Annotated in this window: 21 protein-coding genes and 1 tRNA gene; 13 read left to right on the top strand and 9 right to left on the bottom strand. The window is 54.5% G+C overall.

Features of this window, described 5'->3' with window-relative positions; genetic code table 11:
* Window positions 1-14: 14 nt before the first annotated feature.
* The gene (locus K8Q93_01135) at window positions 15-896 is read left to right on the top strand and encodes a hypothetical protein (protein ID MCE9643839.1); all 882 of its coding nucleotides are present in this window, start codon (window positions 15-17) and stop codon (window positions 894-896) included.
* Here the strand turns inward: K8Q93_01135 and K8Q93_01130 are convergent.
* Window positions 893-1372 carry a TrmH family RNA methyltransferase gene (locus K8Q93_01130; GenBank protein MCE9643838.1) on the bottom strand — a complete coding sequence of 160 codons (480 nt, stop codon included), beginning with the start codon at window positions 1370-1372 and terminating at the stop codon, window positions 893-895. The genes K8Q93_01135 and K8Q93_01130 overlap by 4 nt on opposite strands.
* A gap of 16 nt (window positions 1373-1388) precedes the next feature.
* Between K8Q93_01130 and K8Q93_01125 the strand changes: the two genes are divergently transcribed.
* From K8Q93_01125 to K8Q93_01115, 3 genes are all read left to right on the top strand, one after another.
* The gene (locus tag K8Q93_01125) at window positions 1389-1787 is read left to right on the top strand and encodes a DoxX family membrane protein (protein MCE9643837.1); all 399 of its coding nucleotides are present in this window, start codon (window positions 1389-1391) and stop codon (window positions 1785-1787) included.
* A gap of 93 nt (window positions 1788-1880) precedes the next feature.
* Window positions 1881-2066, top strand: a complete 186-nt coding sequence (locus K8Q93_01120; GenBank protein ID MCE9643836.1) for a hypothetical protein — start codon at window positions 1881-1883, stop codon at window positions 2064-2066.
* The gene (locus K8Q93_01115) at window positions 2067-2630 is read left to right on the top strand and encodes a hypothetical protein (GenBank protein ID MCE9643835.1); all 564 of its coding nucleotides are present in this window, start codon (window positions 2067-2069) and stop codon (window positions 2628-2630) included.
* Window positions 2631-2634: 4 nt separating this feature from the next.
* Here the strand turns inward: K8Q93_01115 and K8Q93_01110 are convergent.
* The 5 genes from K8Q93_01110 to K8Q93_01090 all read right to left on the bottom strand — a co-directional run bounded on the left by K8Q93_01110 (window position 2635) and on the right by K8Q93_01090 (window position 6840).
* Window positions 2635-2707 (bottom strand) — tRNA-Lys (locus K8Q93_01110).
* A 51-nt stretch (window positions 2708-2758) separates the two neighbouring features.
* Window positions 2759-3451: a hypothetical protein gene (locus K8Q93_01105; GenBank protein ID MCE9643834.1), complete on the bottom strand. Its 693-nt coding sequence runs from the start codon at window positions 3449-3451 to the stop codon at window positions 2759-2761.
* 1 nt (window position 3452) lies between these two features.
* Window positions 3453-5852, bottom strand: a complete 2400-nt coding sequence (locus tag K8Q93_01100) for a hypothetical protein (protein MCE9643833.1) — start codon at window positions 5850-5852, stop codon at window positions 3453-3455.
* Window positions 5830-6288 (bottom strand): tRNA (adenosine(37)-N6)-threonylcarbamoyltransferase complex ATPase subunit type 1 TsaE, encoded by a 459-nt coding sequence (tsaE, locus tag K8Q93_01095; protein MCE9643832.1) that lies wholly within the window; start codon window positions 6286-6288, stop codon window positions 5830-5832. Before tsaE ends, K8Q93_01100 begins: the two co-directional genes overlap by 23 nt.
* An 87-nt stretch (window positions 6289-6375) precedes the next feature.
* Window positions 6376-6840, bottom strand: coding sequence for a hypothetical protein (locus K8Q93_01090; protein MCE9643831.1), 465 nt, complete (start codon window positions 6838-6840; stop codon window positions 6376-6378).
* Window positions 6841-6962: 122 nt separating this feature from the next.
* On the opposite strand from K8Q93_01090, the gene K8Q93_01085 reads away from it, so the two are divergent.
* The 6 genes from K8Q93_01085 (at window position 6963) to K8Q93_01060 (ending at window position 13648) form a co-directional block, all read left to right on the top strand.
* Window positions 6963-8627 carry a GspE/PulE family protein gene (locus K8Q93_01085; protein MCE9643830.1) on the top strand — a complete coding sequence of 555 codons (1665 nt, stop codon included), beginning with the start codon at window positions 6963-6965 and terminating at the stop codon, window positions 8625-8627.
* A 351-nt stretch (window positions 8628-8978) separates the two neighbouring features.
* Complete coding sequence (gene ruvB, locus K8Q93_01080; protein ID MCE9643829.1) at window positions 8979-10010, top strand: Holliday junction branch migration DNA helicase RuvB; 1032 nt, start codon at window positions 8979-8981, stop codon at window positions 10008-10010.
* A 5-nt stretch (window positions 10011-10015) separates the two neighbouring features.
* Window positions 10016-10561: a YebC/PmpR family DNA-binding transcriptional regulator gene (locus K8Q93_01075; protein MCE9643828.1), complete on the top strand. Its 546-nt coding sequence runs from the start codon at window positions 10016-10018 to the stop codon at window positions 10559-10561.
* The gene (gene ruvC / locus K8Q93_01070) at window positions 10551-11039 is read left to right on the top strand and encodes a crossover junction endodeoxyribonuclease RuvC (protein MCE9643827.1); all 489 of its coding nucleotides are present in this window, start codon (window positions 10551-10553) and stop codon (window positions 11037-11039) included. Before K8Q93_01075 ends, ruvC begins: the two co-directional genes overlap by 11 nt.
* Before the next feature lie 104 nt (window positions 11040-11143).
* Window positions 11144-11335, top strand: a complete 192-nt coding sequence (locus K8Q93_01065; GenBank protein ID MCE9643826.1) for a hypothetical protein — start codon at window positions 11144-11146, stop codon at window positions 11333-11335.
* A 120-nt stretch (window positions 11336-11455) separates the two neighbouring features.
* Entirely contained in the window at window positions 11456-13648 is a 2193-nt protein-coding gene (locus K8Q93_01060) for a PBP1A family penicillin-binding protein (protein ID MCE9643825.1), read from the top strand.
* Here the strand turns inward: K8Q93_01060 and K8Q93_01055 are convergent.
* From K8Q93_01055 to dnaA, 3 genes are all read right to left on the bottom strand, one after another.
* Complete coding sequence (locus K8Q93_01055; protein ID MCE9643824.1) at window positions 13645-13899, bottom strand: hypothetical protein; 255 nt, start codon at window positions 13897-13899, stop codon at window positions 13645-13647. The two genes, K8Q93_01060 and K8Q93_01055, sit on opposite strands and share 4 nt — an antisense overlap.
* A gap of 5 nt (window positions 13900-13904) precedes the next feature.
* Entirely contained in the window at window positions 13905-15005 is a 1101-nt protein-coding gene (dnaN, locus tag K8Q93_01050; GenBank protein MCE9643823.1) for a DNA polymerase III subunit beta, read from the bottom strand.
* 209 nt (window positions 15006-15214) lie between these two features.
* The gene (gene dnaA, locus K8Q93_01045; GenBank protein MCE9643822.1) at window positions 15215-16555 is read right to left on the bottom strand and encodes a chromosomal replication initiator protein DnaA; all 1341 of its coding nucleotides are present in this window, start codon (window positions 16553-16555) and stop codon (window positions 15215-15217) included.
* 149 nt (window positions 16556-16704) lie between these two features.
* Here dnaA and rpmH point away from each other — a divergent pair, with 149 nt between their 5' ends.
* Genes rpmH through K8Q93_01030 form a run of 3 tightly spaced genes read left to right on the top strand, consistent with a single transcriptional unit; the run spans window position 16705 to window position 17915 of the window.
* A complete protein-coding gene (rpmH, locus tag K8Q93_01040) occupies window positions 16705-16839 on the top strand; it encodes a 50S ribosomal protein L34 (protein MCE9643821.1) in 135 nt (44 codons plus the stop codon).
* Window positions 16839-17168: a ribonuclease P protein component gene (locus K8Q93_01035; GenBank protein MCE9643820.1), complete on the top strand. Its 330-nt coding sequence runs from the start codon at window positions 16839-16841 to the stop codon at window positions 17166-17168. Before rpmH ends, K8Q93_01035 begins: the two co-directional genes overlap by 1 nt.
* Before the next feature lie 12 nt (window positions 17169-17180).
* Window positions 17181-17915 carry a YidC/Oxa1 family membrane protein insertase gene (locus K8Q93_01030; protein MCE9643819.1) on the top strand — a complete coding sequence of 245 codons (735 nt, stop codon included), beginning with the start codon at window positions 17181-17183 and terminating at the stop codon, window positions 17913-17915.
* The last annotated feature ends 3 nt before the right edge of the window (window positions 17916-17918 follow it).

The following is a 17918-nucleotide window of genomic DNA, read 5'->3' as shown; positions in this document are numbered from 1 at the left end:
ATACTTAAATCACAATGGCTGACAAAGAAGAGGGCGACGGCGGAGGTATTGGAGGCTTCACCATATTCTTCGTGGTGATTTTCCTGATGGCGGCAATCAACTACGCACAGACAGGAAGTATCGGTATGCAGTGGAACGCCATTTCTTCCAATGGCTCTTCCTCTAGCAGCTCCAGTGGTTCCGGAACAGAAACAGAGAAGGTCAAGAAACTTCTGAGACCAGGAGAAATCCTCTCCCCATATCGAAGCCGCGTCACAATAGATTCCTACTACCCCAATTCAAATCCCAACGCCGAATACTTAGTGGTATCCATCGGCGGCTCCTCCTCGGATCTTGTTCCAGTGAGCGGCTGGAAGATAGAGAGCGACAGCACTGGCAAAGGACGCCCCATTCCTAACGGAGTAATTCTTCCCGCGGCAGGCAGCATCAATGTAGAGCAGACCATCTACGCACGCGGAGGCGACCGCCTCTACCTCGTCTCCGGACGCTCCCCCACCGGCTATTCCTTCCGAGTAAATTCCTGCATGGGTTACTTCACCCGCCTTCAAGCCTTCACCCCCTCTCTTGATACGCAATGCATCCGTCCGGAAACTTACAAGCTTCCCCAACGGCCGAACCAACTCGAAGACCGTTGTCTCGATTATCTAGAATCTCTCCCCTCCTGCTTCCTCCCCACCGCGACCATACCCCAGAATCTCAGCCAGGAGTGTCAGTCCTTTGTTGCGAATAACTACAACTACAACTCCTGTCTCCTCGGGAGCAAGGACAAATCAGGGTTCTACAAAAACGAGTGGAGAATCTATCTCAACTCAGGCGAGAGTCTCTGGAAGAGCCGCCGCGAGACTATCCGTATCCTGGACGCAGAAGGCAGGCTCGTGACGAGTGTCACCTACTAGATATCGAGCGTACGCGAGAGCACCATCCCCGCCGCCACTGACACATTGAGAGATTCTTTCTCTCCGAGCATGGCGATCTCCGCGATTACGTCTGCTTTTTTCAGCGTTGCAGGAGAAACACCCGACACCTCGTTACCAAAGACGAAAGCGAGTTTCTCTTTCTTGGGGATTTTCTTGTAGTCGACCGAGTCAGGAGACTGCTCCACGGCAATGATAGAAAATCCTCCCTTCTTCAGCTTCTTTAAGAGCGGCAGGATATCTGCCTTCTCCCAAGAGACGGAGTGCTCTGCCCCTAAAGCGCTCTTCCCCACCCTGGAAGCACGGCCGAAACGGTCTACGGGCAGTGGAGTGTAGCCGGTGAGATAGATGCGGGAGACGCCGCAGGCATCCGCCGTACGGAAGATAGAGCCGACATTCTCCGCACTCCGGATATCCTCGAGTACCACTACCGCTTCTGTTATCGGAGACTTCTTCATATGCTAGGATAACCCCATGTTAAGCATATTTCCTGAGCTTTTGGTATATACGCTCGCCGCTCCGCTCCTCCTCCGTCTTGCTGCGGGCACACTCTTCCTCCTATGGGGTGCAGGCTGTTTTAACTCAAGCCGTCACGCTCTCCGCGCTCGTCTTGAGGAATGGAACCTCCCTGGAAAAGAAACTGTGGCTGTCCTCGGCATCATGGAAATAATCGTGGGTTCCCTCCTCATCGCCGGCCTCTACACTCAGGTGGTAGCGCTTATCGGCGCAGCGCTTGCTGCAAAATCCGCCTTCCTCTCCCGTAAAGAACCTTTTGGTTCCGCAAGCATGACTGTGTACATCTTAGTCGCTCTCATCTCCCTCTCGCTTGCTCTCACCGGCCCTGGGTTCTTTGCTTTCGATCTGCCGCTCTAAAACCTAGCCACAGGCTTTTGGCAATATCAGAAAATAGCTCCCTCTTCGTCTAAGAGGATGATGTGTAAGAACAAGAATGATAGAATTGTAAACATGAAAACAGCCTCTACTAAGCGCTTTCATCGAGAAGCCTTACCTATTTTTATTGGGAATACACCTGAACCCTCTGCCCCTATTCCCGAAAAACCAACAACGCTGAGTAAGAAGGATTTAGAAAAAATTCGCGAGCTGGTGAGGAAGTATCGTGAATTAAAAAAGGAAACTGAGGAGAAAAAGTAAATGAAGGGTTTCTACGTATCAGAAGGACTACGAGAAGCCCTTTCGGGGAAAAACATATTCTTAGATACGGATTTCCTATCCACGCTTATCAACGACGATGAGGCTCTGCAAGATTTTCTTGAAATTTCCCAGAATGGATTTCTACTAATAGATCCTCTTGTCAGATTTGAACTTTTAAGAGACGCCCAACTTCCTGAGCGACGAAGAATACTGGAGGAGTTTTTGAGCTATCCAGTTCTCATACCCGCACTTGAACACCCTGATATTTTCAAAAAGATTCGAGAAAACGCACTTACCCTTTCTTACCTATACGCGCACAAAGGTTTCAAGGGAGCTAGCACGGTAGACCTCCATTTAGCAGGAAGGGTGATACAGCACTCTAACTCCTTATTAATCACAGGGAACAAGAAGGACTTTCCTCTGGTTTTTGACACATTAGGCGCTCTAATCCACGAGTCAGAAACTGACATTCAAGTACGTGCTTACCCTATTCTTTCCTTTAGTAAGGAGAAATATAAAGCAGTAGAGGACGACTGGAGGAAAGTGCCGCTAAGCGCAAGATAATCTGTCCGCCCAGTTGGATTCGAACCAACGACCAACTGCTTAAAAGGCAGCTGCTCTACCGACTGAGCTATGGGCGGGAAACACGCTTAAAGCTACGACAAAAACGGCTTTCTGGAAAGCTCTGCTGGTCAGAGAGCAAGAATCGTCTGCTCTAGAGAGAGCGAGAGACTCCCCTCCCCACGGTGTCCGCGATGGTAATCTCCGATCATCTTGAAAAGAAGCTTGGGTATCTCCTCGTTCTTGAAATTTCGGAGGGCCGTGCGCGCCTTAGTGACCACATACGGATTAAGTCCCGCCGTCTCTCCGAGAGCGACGAGCCACATGGTTTTGAGCTGCCAGACGAAGATGCCAGCGATCTCTTCTGGCTCTGCAGACTTAGAGAGATCCTGATACAGGATCCACAAAGCCTTCTTGTCCCGGGCTGCCAAAGCATCAGAGAGCGCAAAGATCGGCGGAGAATTCCTCCCCTTCGTGGCAATACCCACCGTTCGGACTTCTCCGCCTGCTTTAGTAAGCACCTTCCCGAGCGCTGCAGGCACAGAAGACTCGAGCGCGTAGACCGCCTTCGCAGAACTCGAGAGGCGCTCCGCCTCTTCTTCCAGGAACCGCTTTCCTTCTGCAAAGCTCCCGAGTTGATCGAGTACGATAGCCTTCTCCCCTCCTCCGAAGAGATCTTGCTGCTCCAAAGTGGCAAGCACCACCTCCGACGAGAACGTATCTTCCGAGAAGCGATCTGCTTCCGTAAGGGAGCGCTGCTTCATGTCGCGCTCGAGCTCAGTGAGGAGCCCAAGACGATTCTCTCCGGTGAGTACGATCAGCATACTAGTGAAGTTCGCCCCAGTTCTTACCCTTCTCTGCGTTCGCAACTAGAGTGATGCCGCCGATCTTCTCCGGAGTGAGCACTTCCTCCATGATGGCTTTGATCTCCTCGATTATCTTTCCTGAATCCTTCTCCGCTATCTCATACAGGAGCTCGTCGTGCACCTGGAGAAGAAGATATGCTTTGCCCTCGTACTTCTCCTTGATGAGATTGTCGATACGCGCCATGGCGATCTTGATGATATCCGCCTGGGTACCCTGGATCGGCGCGTTGATAGCCATGCGCTCTGCGGCTGCCTTGATGTATGGAATGGAGGAAGAGAGCCCTTCGAAGTAGCGCTTCCGTCCGAAATAGGTTTCCGTATATCCCTTGCGTGCAGCAGCAGCTTTCACCTTCTCCAGATAGTCCGCGAGCCCAGTGAAGGTCTCGAAGTATTCTTTATAAAAATTCCGGGCTTCTTCTGCGGAGCCGCCTAGGTTCTGCCGCAGCGCGTTCACGCCCATACCATAGAGTATGCCGAAATTGATGACCTTAGCTTTACGGCGCATCTCCTTATCCACCTTCTCGCGCGGCACCTTGAATACCTGCGCAGCCACTTCCGTATGGATGTCCCGTCCGTCGCGAAAAATCTGAAGCAGCTTCTCATCCCCCGAGAGGAAGGCGGCTACGCGCAGTTCGATCTGAGAGTAGTCGAAGGAGACGAGGGCGAAGCCCTTGGCTGCCACGAACGCATTACGGATACGGCGGCCGAGTTCGGTTTTGATGGGGATGTTCTGAAGGTTGGGACCCTGAGAGGACATGCGTCCAGTAGAAGCTCCGATCTGCAGGAAGTGAGCATGCAGCCTGCCATCCCCCGCGATCAAGGTGGGAATGGTGTCTATATACGTAGAGAGGAGCTTCTGGAGCTCGCGATATGAGAGGAGGGAGCCAACGATGGGATGCGCCTCGCGCAGCTTCTCGAGCTCGGACTCACGGGTGGATTTGGCGCCACCCTCCGTCTTCTTGTGGTTCTTAATGGAAAGCCCCAGTTTGTCGAAGAGGATGGTGGAGAGCTGCGCAGGAGAATTGAGGTTGAAGGATTCCCCTGCGAGCGCCGTCACTTCTTTCTCGAGCTTAGAGAGTTCTGTGTGATATTCGAGGGAAAGGTCCTTCAGATAGTCGGTGTCGACAGCGATGCCTCGCTCCTCCATCTTGATGATCACGGGCAAAAGCGGCTTCTCGATATCTTCAAAGACCTTGAGCAGATCCTTCTTCTTAAGATCCGCAAGAAGCACCTCTTTGGCTTTTTCAAAAAAATTAGTACGCGTGTGCTGTAAGATCTCTTGGAGCGTCGGCTCCGGGAGCGAGGAATCAAGAAGAGAGAGCATCACGCCCGCTTCCCGCACCTCGAGTGCCGGTACGCTCTCCAAAGCCTCCCCCAGAGAAGCCTGCTTTGGCGCAACCTCTACTGCCTCACCCTTCACCGCCGCCTTGGCACGAGCAAGCAGCGTGCGGAACTCAAGCTCCGCGAAGAGTTCCTCTATCTTCTTCATATCCACTCCTTCCGCCCATGGCTTCTCTGGAAGAGCGAACGTAATCGGCGCGTCCCTATGAATCGTCGCAAGCATCTTGGAGAAGAGTGCTTCTTCTTCTGCTGCCTTCAATATCTCCAGGATACGCGGAGTGAGCTTGAGCTCTTTCAGTTTCGCATCGTCCTTCTTGAGCGCCTTATAGAGATTCTCAATCGTACCGAAGGCCTGAATGAGCATGCTCCCCGTCTTCTCTCCGATGCCGCGTACGCCCACGATGTTGTCCGAGGGATCCCCACGCAGACCCTTGTAGTCAGGTAACTGTTCCGGGGAGAAGCCGAAGCGGGTGCGCACCGCCTCCTCGTCATAGAGGATGGTGTCGTTGATTCCCTTCTTGAGCGTATAGATCTTCACCCGACCTTCCTCCGCGAGCTGTAGCGTATCCATGTCGCCGGAAGCCACGATGACTTCTACATTCTCCCCGCGCATACGCTCCGCGATGGTGCCGAGGAGGTCGTCCGCCTCAAACCCTGGGGCTTCGTAGATAGGTATGCCGAAGGCGATGAAGACATCGCGTGAACGGATGATCTGTGCCACAAGCGCGTCGTCCGTCTTCTTACGCTGCGCCTTGTAGCCCTCATACGCTTCGTGACGATACGTAGGTCCCGGAAGGTCGTAGCAGGCGGCAAGGTAGTCAGGCTTGAGGTCGCCGATGATACGGATGAGCATCGAGGAGAGCCCGTAGAGGCCGCCGGTCGGCTCCCCCTTGGCAGAAGAGAAATCAGGAAGCGCGTGATAGGCGCGATGAAGTATCGCGTGCACATCAAGAAGCACGAGGCGTTTCGAAGGCTGGCTCTCCTTATCAGATTTCTTAACTTTTACTTTCTTTGTCATGAATATAAAAACGCCGCGTAGTCTCGTCGACAAACTCTGCATGCACCCGTAGCGCGCTCTCGGGAATAAGTCCTTCTACCTGCTCCGCCCATTCGACCACGATGAGGTTCCCTCCATCTGCGGCAAGTTCGGTGAAGCCCAAGTGAGCAAGCTCCTGCGGCTCCTCCAGGCGGTAGGCATCTATATGAATGAGCCGCTCGAAGACCGGATGCTTCACCTTGTATATCTTCTCTAGGATGAAAGTGGGGCTATTAACCGTATCCTTGACCCCAAGGAGGAGCGCCAGCTCCTTGGTGAGCGCGGTCTTCCCTGCCCCCAGGTTTCCATAGAGGGCGAGTACCGCCGCGCTCTTACGAGGAATCTCTACCAGCCTCTTGAGGAGGCTCTCAGCAAAGGCTTTTGTGTCCGCGAGAGAGCGGGAGGTGATCTCCTTCATGTCGCTGATTGTAGCACCGTAGAGTAGAAAACGAAGCCGACCACTATCTGTTTACAGATAGTGGTCGTTGGCTGCGAGAAGAACTGGTTAGGGCAGGAGCCCGAGCTCCCGACAAAACCGAAGATTGGGAGCCCATGCGCTGCGCGACTGGAAGCTGTCCGGAACCACGAGGTCCCGCTGATCACGAGGCACCACATCGAGGTAGAAGCCTCGATATTTCCCTTCCATGTCGCAGCAGTCGACCTCCAGACGAACGGGGCGGCTGGCTCCGAAGGGACCATGAGGCAACGTCATCGGCTTGGTCGTGAGGACCAGCGGCCTGCCTTTCTTGTCGACCCCCAGACGATCGCTGGTGATCGAGCACTGATAGTTCGGATAGCGGGTTCTCACCCTCACCTCGCCGCCCATCGGCGGGTCGCTCTTGTAGCCAGGGCACCCTGTGATGGGACCCATGGGGCCGCAAGTCGTGGAGCTCGCCACGACACGACCCTGCCCGTCACGACCGATACAGCCAGAGACGAGCAGCGCCAGAGCAAGAATCAGGTAGCGCATTTTGTAGGCCCTCCTTGAGCAGGTTGTTTTCCTGCCTTTAATTATATACCACGAATGGCTTATTTGTCAAGAGTCTCTACCTGCATAAAATGGCCTTGTTTCGGGCTATACTTAGCTCATATATGGCGGTTCATTTTGATGAGGACAAGCAAGACAAGAAGATAGCGGACCTCCGCAGCCGCGAAGAAGAGGAGCTGGCCAAGCTCCTCTCCGAACGCTACGGTCTCCCCTATCTCGATCTCACCCGCCTCCCCATAAATAGCGATGCTGTTCGCTTGCTCCCAGAAGCGACTGCAGAAGAGGGCAACCTCGCTCTCTTTGACGTTGTCGGCAAGAAACTAAAAGCCGCCGTCCTCTCCCCCAAGAACCCGCGCACTGCGGAGATACTCCAGGAATTCACCGACAAAGGCTACCTCGTAAGCTCCTTCATGGTGTCTAAGGCGAGCCTCGCCCACGTCTGGGCTCGCTACAAGGATTTCTCCTTCGCTAAGGAATCCGCCGCAGGCGTAGTGGATATATCAAACGAAGCCATCGAAAAGACCCTGCACGAAGTGAAGACGGTTGAAGACATCAGGGCCCGCGTCGAGACCGTCCTCGCAGAGAAGAAAACCTATCACATCTCTCGCCTACTCGAGATCATGCTCGCAGGCGCACTCGCCGTGGGAGCTTCCGACCTTCACCTCGAGCCGGAAGAGGCATACGTGCGCCTGCGCTATCGTCTCGACGGCGTGCTCATGGACATCAGCACATTCGATCTCAAGACCTTCCTTCTGCTGCTCTCCCGTCTCAAACTCATCTCCGGCCTTAAGCTCAACCTCAAGGATACTTCCCAAGACGGCCGCTTCAGCATCAAGGCGGGCAGCGATATCGAGATCCGTACCTCCATACTCCCCGGCGCCTACGGCGAATCGCTCGTCCTGCGCATATTGAACCCGCAGACCATCAACGTGCCCATGGATCAGCTCGGCATCGAGCCCGCGCTCTACGCCGTAATCGAGCGAGAAATCATGAAGCCGAACGGCATGCTCCTTACCACCGGCCCCACTGGCAGCGGCAAGACGACCACCCTCTACTCTTTTCTCCGAAAGATCCACACATCCGAAGTGAAGATCATCACCATCGAGGACCCGATCGAGTACCACCTGCCAGGCATCGTACAGACCCAAGCGGACCACAAGAACTACACTTTCGCTGCCGGGCTGCGCGCTGCGCTCCGTCAGGATCCGGACGTGATCATGGTCGGCGAGATCCGCGATGGCGAGACGGCGGACATCGCCATCAACGCCGGCCTCACCGGACACCTAGTGCTCTCAACGCTCCATACCAACAACGCAGCTGGAGCCATCCCCCGCCTCATCGACCTCGGAGTGAATTCTAGAGTCATAAGCTCGGCGATCAACGTCGTGCTTGCACAGCGCCTCGTACGCAAGCTCTGCGGTACCTGCGCCAAAGAAAGAGCGGCAACACCAGAGGAAGCGGCACGCATGAACGCCGTCCTCACTTCTGTGAAGCGCCGCGAACTCATTCCCACAGAACTCAAACTAAAAGATCCGGTCGGGTGCCCCGCATGTAATGGCACCGGCTACCGCGGACGCATCGGCATCTTCGAAGCAGTGCTCATGACGGAGAAAGTGGAAGAAGTATTGAATTCCAGCCCAAGCGAGCGCGAAATCGCTAAAGCCAGCGAAGACCAGGACATCCTCACCATGCCGCAGGACGGAGTGCTGAAGGCGCTGCGCGGAGTGACCTCTCTCGCAGAGCTCGAACGCGTCGTTGAATTACAATAGAGAGCGCTAATCCTGGGGACACGGAAAAAGCCCCTCGCCTAGTGGGCAGGGGCTTCCGAGAGGAGTACGCTTTTTAGTAGGTAGAGAGGTTCTTCCAGAACATTACTCTCTAAGGAATACTTTCAATAACGGGTATTAAAAGCTAAGTAGTCTTCAAAGGATAGCGCCAGTCACCTCTCCGCGAGGGAGAGAACCAGGGCGTCCTCGTAAAACTACCAGTAAGTCCGGGAGGACCCAATTCCTTAGAGAGTAATACGCTGGAGGAGACGAATGTGAGATACAATGCGGGAAGCTCTCAAAAAACAAAGCCCCACAAAGAGGGTATCTATATGCTAGCATATAATAAAATTTATGTCAAGTAACGGCGCTCTGGGGGCAGAAGGAGTGGAAATCAAGCGCGACGAGCTTTTCCTTGACCAGGCGCTGCGCCCACAGACCTGGGCAGAGTATATCGGGCAAGAAAAGACCAAGGATAACCTGAAAATCCTGCTTGCAGCGGCCAAGGAACGCGAGCATACGCCCGAGCATCTCCTCTTTTATGGCCCTCCAGGCCTCGGTAAGACCACTCTCGCCCACCTCATAAGCAAGGAGCTTGGCTCACAGATGAAAGTGACCTCGGGACCGGCCATCGAAAAAGTGGGAGATATTGCCTCCATCCTCACCAACCTCTCCCCTCGCGACATCCTCTTCATCGACGAGATCCATCGCCTCAACAAGACCATCGAAGAGGTGCTGTATCCAGCAATGGAGAGCGGCGCGCTCAATATCATCATCGGCAAAGGTCCGTCCGCGCGCACCATCCAGCTCGAGCTCCCGCCGTTCACCCTGGTCGCTGCTACCACGCGCATCGCCATGCTCTCAGCGCCGCTGCGCTCCCGCTTCTCCGGCGGCGTCTTCCGCCTAGAATTCTATTCAGAAGCAGAAATCGCCAAGATCGTGGAACGCTCCGCTTCCCTCCTTAATATTCCCATCGAGGACAAAGCCATCGAAGAGATCGCCCGTCGCAGCCGCTTCACGCCGCGCACGGCCAATTATCTCCTCAAGCGCTGCAGGGATTTCGCGCAAGTGAACAAGAACAGCATTACCGAGGAGATGGTCAAAGGAGCGCTCGAGCTCCTCGGGGTGGACAACATCGGCCTCTCCGAATCCGACCGCAGGCTCCTTGAGGTGATCATCACCAAATTCAACGGTGGCCCCGTCGGCCTCAACACCATCGGCGCCGCCCTCTCCGAGGACCAGGCCACAGTAGAGGAGGTGCATGAACCCTACCTCCTCCAGCTCGGCCTCATCGAACGTACCCCGCGAGGACGCATCGTCACCGCCCGCGGCTACGAACACTTAGGCTACCCTCCGAAGACCGCGGAGCAGCAAAGTCTTTTGTAATCACCATGGCAGGACACAATAAATGGTCACAGATTAAGCGAAAGAAAGGAGTCTCCGATGCACAGAGGAGCAAGCTTTTCGGCAAGCTCGCGCGCTTCATCGTACTCGAGTCTAAGAAAGCTGCGGGTAACGTAAGCTCCCCCTCCCTGCGCGCAGCCATCGATAAGGCGAAATCTTTCAATATGCCGAGCGACAATATCGAACGGGCGATCAAGAAAGGCGTGGGCGGAGAAGCAGGCGAACTCGAGGTAATAATCTACGAAGCCTACGGCCCAGGAGGCGCCGCTCTCCTCATCGAAGCCCTGACCGGAAACCGCAATAAGGCGGCGAGCGAGATAAAGCATATCCTCTCTGAGCACGGAACGACGCTCGGCGGCATCGGCTCCGCGCTCTGGGCATTCGAGAAGATCGAGGGCGAATGGCAGCCAAAGACAGAGGTCCCCGTCTCTCCAGAGGACGAAGAGAAGCTCGGCGCCCTCATTAGCGCCCTAGAGGAGAACGAGGAGGTCCAGGACGTTTACACGAACGCAGCTAAAACCGATGGCGAATAGTGTCCGTATCATCGGAATAGATCCGGGATACGATCGCTGCGGCTTCGCCATTCTCGAGAAGAACGCTGGAGGCCATGAGAAGCTTCTCTTCTCAGAATGTTTCGTAACTTCGAAAACCCTCCCCTTCTTGGAGCGCCTACGTCTTGTGGGCGAGCGCTTTGATTCCCTTATTAAGGAGTACGGACCTGCGTTCGCAGGCATAGAAAAGCTCTATTTCGAGAATAATCAAAAGACTGCTATGGCAGTCTCTGAGGTGCGCGGCGCCCTCCTCTACCTTGCCTCAGTAAACAAGCTCCCCCTCTACGAATACACCCCGCTCCAGGTGAAGGTGGCGGTCACCGGCTACGGCAGAAGCGACAAGAAGCAGGTCGCCAGCATGGTAGCAAAGCTCCTCGCGCTCACCTCTCCGCTCCGCTTCGACGATGAGTACGACGCCATCGCGCTCGCGCTCACTGCGAGCGCCTCGGTCCGCAGATAGAGGTTTTCCACACGTAAAAGCGGGTAAAGTTGCAAAAAGAAAGGACCGTGATACAACTATGAAATCTTTAAAAGCGAACCCGTAATTTTCACTCGGAATCCCGTATGAAGAAAGGCTTTGAGGAAGAAAAAGACAGAGAGGAAGGAGAGTTCGGAAAGGACCTCATAAACCTCGGAGATGACGATGCGGACGGTGTAGCAGGAGTAGTAGAAGAGGACCCCTTCTCTCTCGGAGAGGATGTCGACGAAGAGGAGGAGGACACTCCTTTCGGTTTCGGGCCGGCAGCAGAAGAATAGTAAAACACAAAAGCTCCGCGATCGCGGAGCTTTTGTGTTTTACCTCCCGTGGAAAAAAGGCTCTTCTCTGCTAGGATGAAGATTCAACCAGACTCTCGGCCTTAATGAGAGCTTAACAACATGAAAAAACTCTATTCTCGCCTGAAGCGGCTGCTTCTTCAGGACCCCAAGCGCACCCTCCTCTTCCTCGCCGCTACTTCACTCCTTTTCATCGGCGGATTCCTCCTGTGGGCCTCAAGCCTGCGGATCCCCGACTTAAGCTCCATCGAGAACCGCCAGGTAAGCCAGTCCACCAAGATCTACGACCGTACCGGCACCATCCTCCTCTTCGCGCTCCATGGCCAGGCCAACCGCACCGTGGTACCGCTCGCCGACATCGCTCCTGCCATCAAAAACGCTTCGATCGCGATCGAGGACAATGAATTCTATACTCACCTCGGCATAAAGCCGACCGCCATCGTGCGCGCCGTGCTCTCCAATATCCTGGTGATCCTCCACCTCTCAGATGGCTACACCCAGGGAGGCTCCACCATCACCCAGCAGGTAGTGAAGAACGCCCTCCTTACCCAAGACAAGCGAATCTCTCGCAAGATAAAGGAGTGGGTGCTCGCCGTACGCCTAGAGCGGATCATTAGCAAAGACCGGATACTCGAGATCTACCTCAACGAATCCCCGTATGGTGGCAACATCTACGGTGTAGAGGAAGCTTCCATGTCTTTCTTCGGCAAGCATGCCAAGGATCTCTCTATCGCCGAGTCCGCCTATATCGCCGCCCTCCCTCAGGCTCCTACCTACTACTCCCCTTACGGCAACCACAAAGACGCGCTCGAGGGTCGCAAGAACCTGGTGCTTCGCAAGATGCTCGAGTTCAATTACATAACTAAGGAGGAGTACGACACAGCCCTCTCGGAGAAAGTCGCCTTCATGGCCCAGAAGGACACGAGCATCAAGGCTCCACACTTCGTCTTCTACGTGCGCGAGTACTTGGCTAATAAGTACGGGGAAAGAGCCCTCACCGAAGGAGGCCTCAAGGTCATCACCTCACTCGACTACCACCTCCAGGGCGTCGCCGAGGACATCGCCGCCAAAGGAGCCCTCGAGAACGAGAAAAAGTTCAACGCAGAGAACGTGGGTATGGTGGCCGTAGATCCCCGGAGCGGTGAGATTCTCACCATGGTGGGCTCTCGTAACTATTTCGACAAAGCCATCGACGGCAACTACAACATCGCGCTCGCCCTCCGCCAACCAGGCTCTGCCTTCAAACCATTCGTCTACGCCACCGCCTTTAAGAAAGGCTACACTCCAGATACTGTGGTCTACGACCTCAAAACGCAGTTCTCTACCGCCTGTGCGCCGGATAATTTCTCCAAGGCAGATCCTTGTTTCTCGCCAGACAACTACGACGGTGTCTTCCGCGGCCCCATCTCCCTCCGGAATGCGCTCGCGCAATCCCTCAACGTCCCTTCAGTGAAGGTTCTCTACCTCGCCGGCCTCAAGGAATCCCTCAAGACCGCCCGTGATATGGGTATCTCTACGCTCAAGGGTCCAGAGCGCTACGGCCTCACCTTGGTGCTCGGCGGCGGCGAAGTGACCCTGCTTGATCTCACCAGCGCCTACGGCGTATTCGCTAACGACGGCGTCCGCTTCGAGCCGCACGCGGTACTGCGTGTCGAAGACAATCAAGGCAACGTGCTAGAGAATTACGAGCCCTCCATCACCGAAGCTCTCTCCCCCGAGATTGCCCGCCAGGTCACCGACGTGCTCTCGGACAATGATGCGCGCAGTCCCGCCTTCGGCGAAGACTCTGCTCTCAACTTCCCCGGTCGCAGCGTGGCAGCAAAGACTGGTACGACCAACGATTACCGTGATGCCTGGATCGTAGGCTACACACCGAGGATCGCCGTCGGTGCTTGGGCTGGAAACAATGACAACTCTGCCATGCAGAAGAAGGTCGCAGGCTTCATCATCGCCCCTCTCTGGCATCAATTCATGGCAGAGGCCTTGAAGGGTGTGCCTGAAGAGAAGTTTCCTCCCCCGCCGCCGATATCCGAGGATCTCAAACCAGCACTGAGAGGAGTAGCGGAAGGCCCCCACGAGATCCTTTACTATGTGAAGAAAAGCGACCCGACCGGCCCTTATCCTACCGACGAGGAGCGTGCCCAAGAGGCACAGCTCAGACTCTGGGATTACCCAGTAGAGCGATGGGTTGCAGAGCACGGAGGCACCCCCACTACTCCTGGGAGCGGAGAGATAAGCGGACAGAGCACCGAACCCGCCATCTTCCCTGTCCCCTCTGTCGTCCCGGTAATCTAGGCGATATCTAAAATGTGATGCTGAGGAGCTCTCTCTTTGAGGAAGGAGAGGGCTTCTTCTTTATGCTGATGCAGATACTGTCTCGTCGCTCCGTCAGTTTTTATATAAAGCACTTGGTCGCTTACCGAAGAAGCGACACAGGAACTGGTAATCCCTTTAGAGGAGAGGTACGACTCCAGAATGCCGCCGAGCTCTCGCTTCGGCGTCGGAAGCTTGATCCTCTTTAAGAGATCGGCGAGGGAGAATTCCATTGGTTCTAGCGATTCATCGGCATCACCAGATAAGTAAAGGAATTGTCCCCCGCCCCTCCGATGAGAAGCGGCTTGTGCGCCCCAGTGAAGCGGAGCGTCACACTATCGCTCGTGATGGACTGGAAGCAATCGATCACGTATTTGTAATTGAAATGTATCTCCAGGTCTTCCCCAGTGAAAGAGCCACCGAGCTTCTCTACGCTCTCTCCCACCTCGCTGTTACGGCTTGAGAGCTCAAGCTCTTTCTTGCTCGGCGAGACCTTGAAGCTCACCTGATTGAACTTATCCGCGAAGATGTTCACTAAACGCAGAGTATTAAGGAGATCCTGCTTGAGGAGCGTCGCCTCCGTAGTGAACTCCTTAGGGATGATCTGGCGATAGTCTGGGAACACCCCCTCGATCACTCGTGAGGTGAGGTACGTCCCCGGGAAGGAGAAAGAAATCTGATTCTTAGTTACGGCTACTTCCACATCCCCTTCTGCATCTTCGAGTACCCGGATGATCTCAGTGATATTCTTGTACGGGATGAGGATCGGAGTGAAATCAGCCTTGCCCTTGTTGATGATCTGCTTCTCCGCGAGACGGAAAGAGTCGGTAGCTACGAAGAAGACCGCGCCATTGCTCTGGTAGATATACACACTCGCGAGCTCCGGCTTGATACTCGAGACCGAGGAGCTATACCATACCGCGCGCAGCCCCTGAACCAGATCAGATGCCTTAATGATGAACGTAGAATCCTTGGGTACCACAGGAATGAGAGGAAACTCCTCCGGAGCATGTGATTTTATGAACGTAGAACCTTCCTTTGAAGAAAGGGCGAGACCTCCTTCTTTGGTCTCTAAGGTGATCGTCTGTGTATTAGGAGAGGAGGAGAGGTAGTTATTGAGGATAGAAGCAGGAATAGCTACTTCCCCCTCTCCTTCTACCTTCGCTCCGAAAGAGAGCTCCACTCCGAGATCAAGATTAGTAGAACGCAGAACAATATTCTGACCTTCTGTCTTAAGAAGAAGGCAGCTTAATATCGGTAGAGTTAGGTTCTTCCCAGTGATCTTTTCGGCTTTACCCACAGCCTTCGATAACTTTTCTTTTATACACTCTATCTTCATAAGTATTTGTTTATTTAAAAGATGATGATGATGAGGGGTGTGGATATGGGGAAAAGTCCCTGGAGGCTTATTACTGGCGGTAGTTCAGGAAATCGTAATTAGTATTCTGGGGAATCTCGGGGACGCTCGTGGATAGTGTACCCTTTATCTGATTTCTATACTCGCGTTCTCCTCACTCTTTCCGATTCGAGTCCACTTACTATCCACACCTATTTCAACAGGACACGCACCTGCTGGATGTCCTGAAGGAGCCCGACGTCCTCCTTGAGGTCGTTCTTGATCTTCTCGCAGGAGTGGATGACGGTCGTGTGGTCCCTTCCTCCGAGTTTCTCCCCTATCGTAGGATAAGAGATCTTGAAATCCTCGCGCAGGATGTACATGATCACCTGGCGGGGCTTCACCACCTCCTGCCGGCGGGTCTTCTCGTAGATGCTCGCCTCCTCGATATTGTAGAAATCCGCGATCACTTTGATCACGTCCTTTATAGAGACCGCCTTCTTGGGCTTGGCGCTCTCTTTGATGAGCTGCCGGATCTCGTTTACAGAGAGATCCTTGTTCTTGAGCTGCGCCTGGCAGATCACTGTATTGAGCGCGCCTTCGAGCTCACGGATGTTGCTCCCGGTGGAGCCGGCCAGGTAGTCGAGCACCTCGTAGGAGAGCATCACGTCCATCTTCTGGCTCTTGGCTTTAAGGATAGCCATCCTCGATTCATGATCCGGCGGCGGGATATCGACCTTCATGCCCGCGATGAAGCGGGACTGAAGGCGCTCTTCGAGGTGCGGAATGTAGTTAGGGTCCTTGTCGGAAGAGAAGATGAGCTGCTTATTGTTGTCGTAGAGCGTGTTGAAGAGGTGGAAGAGCTCTTCCTGCATGCGCGCCTTCTGGGAGAGGAACTGAATGTCGTCCATGATGAGGACATCGTACTTACGGTATTTCTCCTTAAAGAGGCTCATTTTGCCGGATTCGATGGAGCTGAGGCAGTCCATGGTGAACTTCTCGGAGGTGATGTAGTAGACCTTCTTGGAGCTGTCCGTGTTCTTGAAGTGGTTCCCTATCGCCTGGATGAGGTGGGTCTTGCCGTGCCCGGTGCTCCCGTAGATGAAAAGCGGGTTGTAGACGATGCCCGGCTTCTTGATGACCGCCTGGGCGGCTGCGTGCGCGAGCTCGTTGAAGGGGCCTACGATGAAGCTGTCGAAGGTGTAACGAGGATTGAGGTTATCCTCCTTGTTGATGTAGTAATCCGAGAGCGGAAGTTCTTGGCTCCCATGATCCATGACCTTCTTAGGCTGTTCCTGCTTCGGCGGTTCCTTGCTGATGGTGTACTCGATGGAGCGGATATGCTCGGAGAGGCCGCGCAGGCTCTTGAGGATCGCCTTGTGGTACTTATTGAAAAGCCACTCTTTGACGAATTGATTGGGAACACCGAGGAAGATGACCCCCTCTTCCTGCCGCACGATGGCTGTGTTCTTGAACCAGGTAGCGAAATTAGCCCGGGAAGTGGAGAGTTCAATCTCCGCGAGTACACTATCCCAGAGCTGCTTATTATCCATAGGCTCGTTAATTATATCCTCGGGCTATCTCAGGGGCACTTACCGCAGATAGGTTTGTGTGGTGATAAGCTGTGCATAGGGGGAAAACTTTTAGCTGTTTTCCAATACCCCTTTTAAACAAAGAGTATTTCTGCTAGACTCTCCCCATCATGTCGTTCACATACCAACCCAAAAAGAAGAAGCGCGCCAGTGCCCACGGCTTCCTGGTCCGTTCCCGCACCAAGAACGGAAGCAAAGTCATCGCCCGCCGACGCCAGAGAGGGCGCGCCCGCATCGCCCTCTAATGCTTCCCAAGGCCTCCCGATTCACTCGAGAGGAATTCGACCTCCTCCTAAAAGGAGGTCGTTCGCGTAATTACCCCCTCTTTTCCATGCGTTCCGCTACGGGCTTTGTGGGGAGGAAGGTCGCGGTGGTAGTATCAAAGAAGGAAGCGCCTCTCGCCTCTTCGCGTAACAATGCCCGCCGTAGGGTCTACGCGGCAATCCGTCCCTCTGTTGCCCTCCTCCCTCTCCATACCGGCGTCGCCTTCTTTCTTCGCAGAGAGAGCCTTAAGGCGACGCCGGGAGCGCTGAGAGAAGCCATTACCGAGGCGTTCCAGGCCCTCTCTCGATAATCTTAACCAGCTATGATCTCAGGAATTTTCAATACGCTGATCCACGATCCGATATATAACCTCTTAGTGTTCCTCATCGACGTCATCCCGACGCATGATGTCGGCATCGCGGTGGTCATCTCCACTGTCATCGTGAAGTTCGTCCTCCTCCCTCTCTCCAAGAAGGCGGCGCATACCCAGGCAGTCCTCAAGGAGCTCGAGGGAGAAGTAGAGGCTCTGAAGCAGAAGCATAAGGATGACAAGGCGCAGCAGGCCCAGGCGCTCATGAATCTCTACCGCAGCCGAAATGTGAGTCCTTTTACCATGTTCTGGGCCCTTCTGGTGCAGATCCCCATCGTCATCGCGCTCTACCTCATTTTCTATAAAGGAGGACTGCCGGCGATCGACACGACCGCCCTCTACTCCTTTGTCTCAGCTCCTCCTTCCGTGGACATGCTCTTCTTCGGATTCCTCGATATGGCAGGTAAAAGCTGGCCCTTAGCGCTCCTTGCGGGAGGGACCCAGTTCGTCCAGGCGTATTTCGCAACCCCTGCGGTTCCTCCGCGCGTGGCCGGCGCAGAGCCCTCTTTTAAAGAAGATTTCGCTCGCAGCATGAGCATCCAGGTGCGCTACGTGCTCCCGATCATCATCATATTCATCGCCCACAGCCTGACTGCTGCGGTAGCGCTCTATTGGGTAGCGAGCAACACCTTCACGGTCATCCAGGATTGGTGGTTCAGGCGTTCTATCGCCGCCAAGAAGGCCTAGGGC

It is taken from the genome of Candidatus Parcubacteria bacterium, from assembly GCA_021414235.1.
Taxonomy (GTDB): Bacteria; Patescibacteriota; Minisyncoccia; order Phycocordibacterales; family JAKFXT01; genus JAIOOV01.
Note: the sequence above shows the minus strand (reverse complement) of the source record. Positions and strands in the feature narration are given on the sequence as shown.

Bases quoted from the DNA above. Each gene is read 5' to 3' on its own strand.
- K8Q93_01065 (MCE9643826.1), top strand. From the start codon at position 11,144: ATGAAGAAAGGCTTTGAGGAAGAAAAAGACAGAGAGGAAGGAGAGTTC.
- K8Q93_01135 (MCE9643839.1), top strand. From the start codon at position 15: ATGGCTGACAAAGAAGAGGGCGACGGCGGAGGTATTGGAGGCTTCACC.
- K8Q93_01125 (MCE9643837.1), top strand. From the start codon at position 1,389: ATGTTAAGCATATTTCCTGAGCTTTTGGTATATACGCTCGCCGCTCCG.
- rpmH (MCE9643821.1), top strand. From the start codon at position 16,705: ATGTCGTTCACATACCAACCCAAAAAGAAGAAGCGCGCCAGTGCCCAC.
- K8Q93_01100 (MCE9643833.1), bottom strand. From the start codon at position 5,852: ATGACAAAGAAAGTAAAAGTTAAGAAATCTGATAAGGAGAGCCAGCCT.
- K8Q93_01075 (MCE9643828.1), top strand. From the start codon at position 10,016: ATGGCAGGACACAATAAATGGTCACAGATTAAGCGAAAGAAAGGAGTC.
- dnaN (MCE9643823.1), bottom strand. From the start codon at position 15,005: ATGAAGATAGAGTGTATAAAAGAAAAGTTATCGAAGGCTGTGGGTAAA.
- K8Q93_01090 (MCE9643831.1), bottom strand. From the start codon at position 6,840: ATGCGCTACCTGATTCTTGCTCTGGCGCTGCTCGTCTCTGGCTGTATC.
- K8Q93_01115 (MCE9643835.1), top strand. From the start codon at position 2,067: ATGAAGGGTTTCTACGTATCAGAAGGACTACGAGAAGCCCTTTCGGGG.
- ruvC (MCE9643827.1), top strand. From the start codon at position 10,551: ATGGCGAATAGTGTCCGTATCATCGGAATAGATCCGGGATACGATCGC.
- K8Q93_01130 (MCE9643838.1), bottom strand. From the start codon at position 1,372: ATGAAGAAGTCTCCGATAACAGAAGCGGTAGTGGTACTCGAGGATATC.
- ruvB (MCE9643829.1), top strand. From the start codon at position 8,979: ATGTCAAGTAACGGCGCTCTGGGGGCAGAAGGAGTGGAAATCAAGCGC.
- K8Q93_01120 (MCE9643836.1), top strand. From the start codon at position 1,881: ATGAAAACAGCCTCTACTAAGCGCTTTCATCGAGAAGCCTTACCTATT.
- K8Q93_01085 (MCE9643830.1), top strand. From the start codon at position 6,963: ATGGCGGTTCATTTTGATGAGGACAAGCAAGACAAGAAGATAGCGGAC.
- K8Q93_01105 (MCE9643834.1), bottom strand. From the start codon at position 3,451: ATGCTGATCGTACTCACCGGAGAGAATCGTCTTGGGCTCCTCACTGAG.
- tsaE (MCE9643832.1), bottom strand. From the start codon at position 6,288: ATGAAGGAGATCACCTCCCGCTCTCTCGCGGACACAAAAGCCTTTGCT.
- K8Q93_01035 (MCE9643820.1), top strand. From the start codon at position 16,839: ATGCTTCCCAAGGCCTCCCGATTCACTCGAGAGGAATTCGACCTCCTC.
- dnaA (MCE9643822.1), bottom strand. From the start codon at position 16,555: ATGGATAATAAGCAGCTCTGGGATAGTGTACTCGCGGAGATTGAACTC.
- K8Q93_01060 (MCE9643825.1), top strand. From the start codon at position 11,456: ATGAAAAAACTCTATTCTCGCCTGAAGCGGCTGCTTCTTCAGGACCCC.
- K8Q93_01030 (MCE9643819.1), top strand. From the start codon at position 17,181: ATGATCTCAGGAATTTTCAATACGCTGATCCACGATCCGATATATAAC.
- K8Q93_01055 (MCE9643824.1), bottom strand. From the start codon at position 13,899: ATGGAATTCTCCCTCGCCGATCTCTTAAAGAGGATCAAGCTTCCGACG.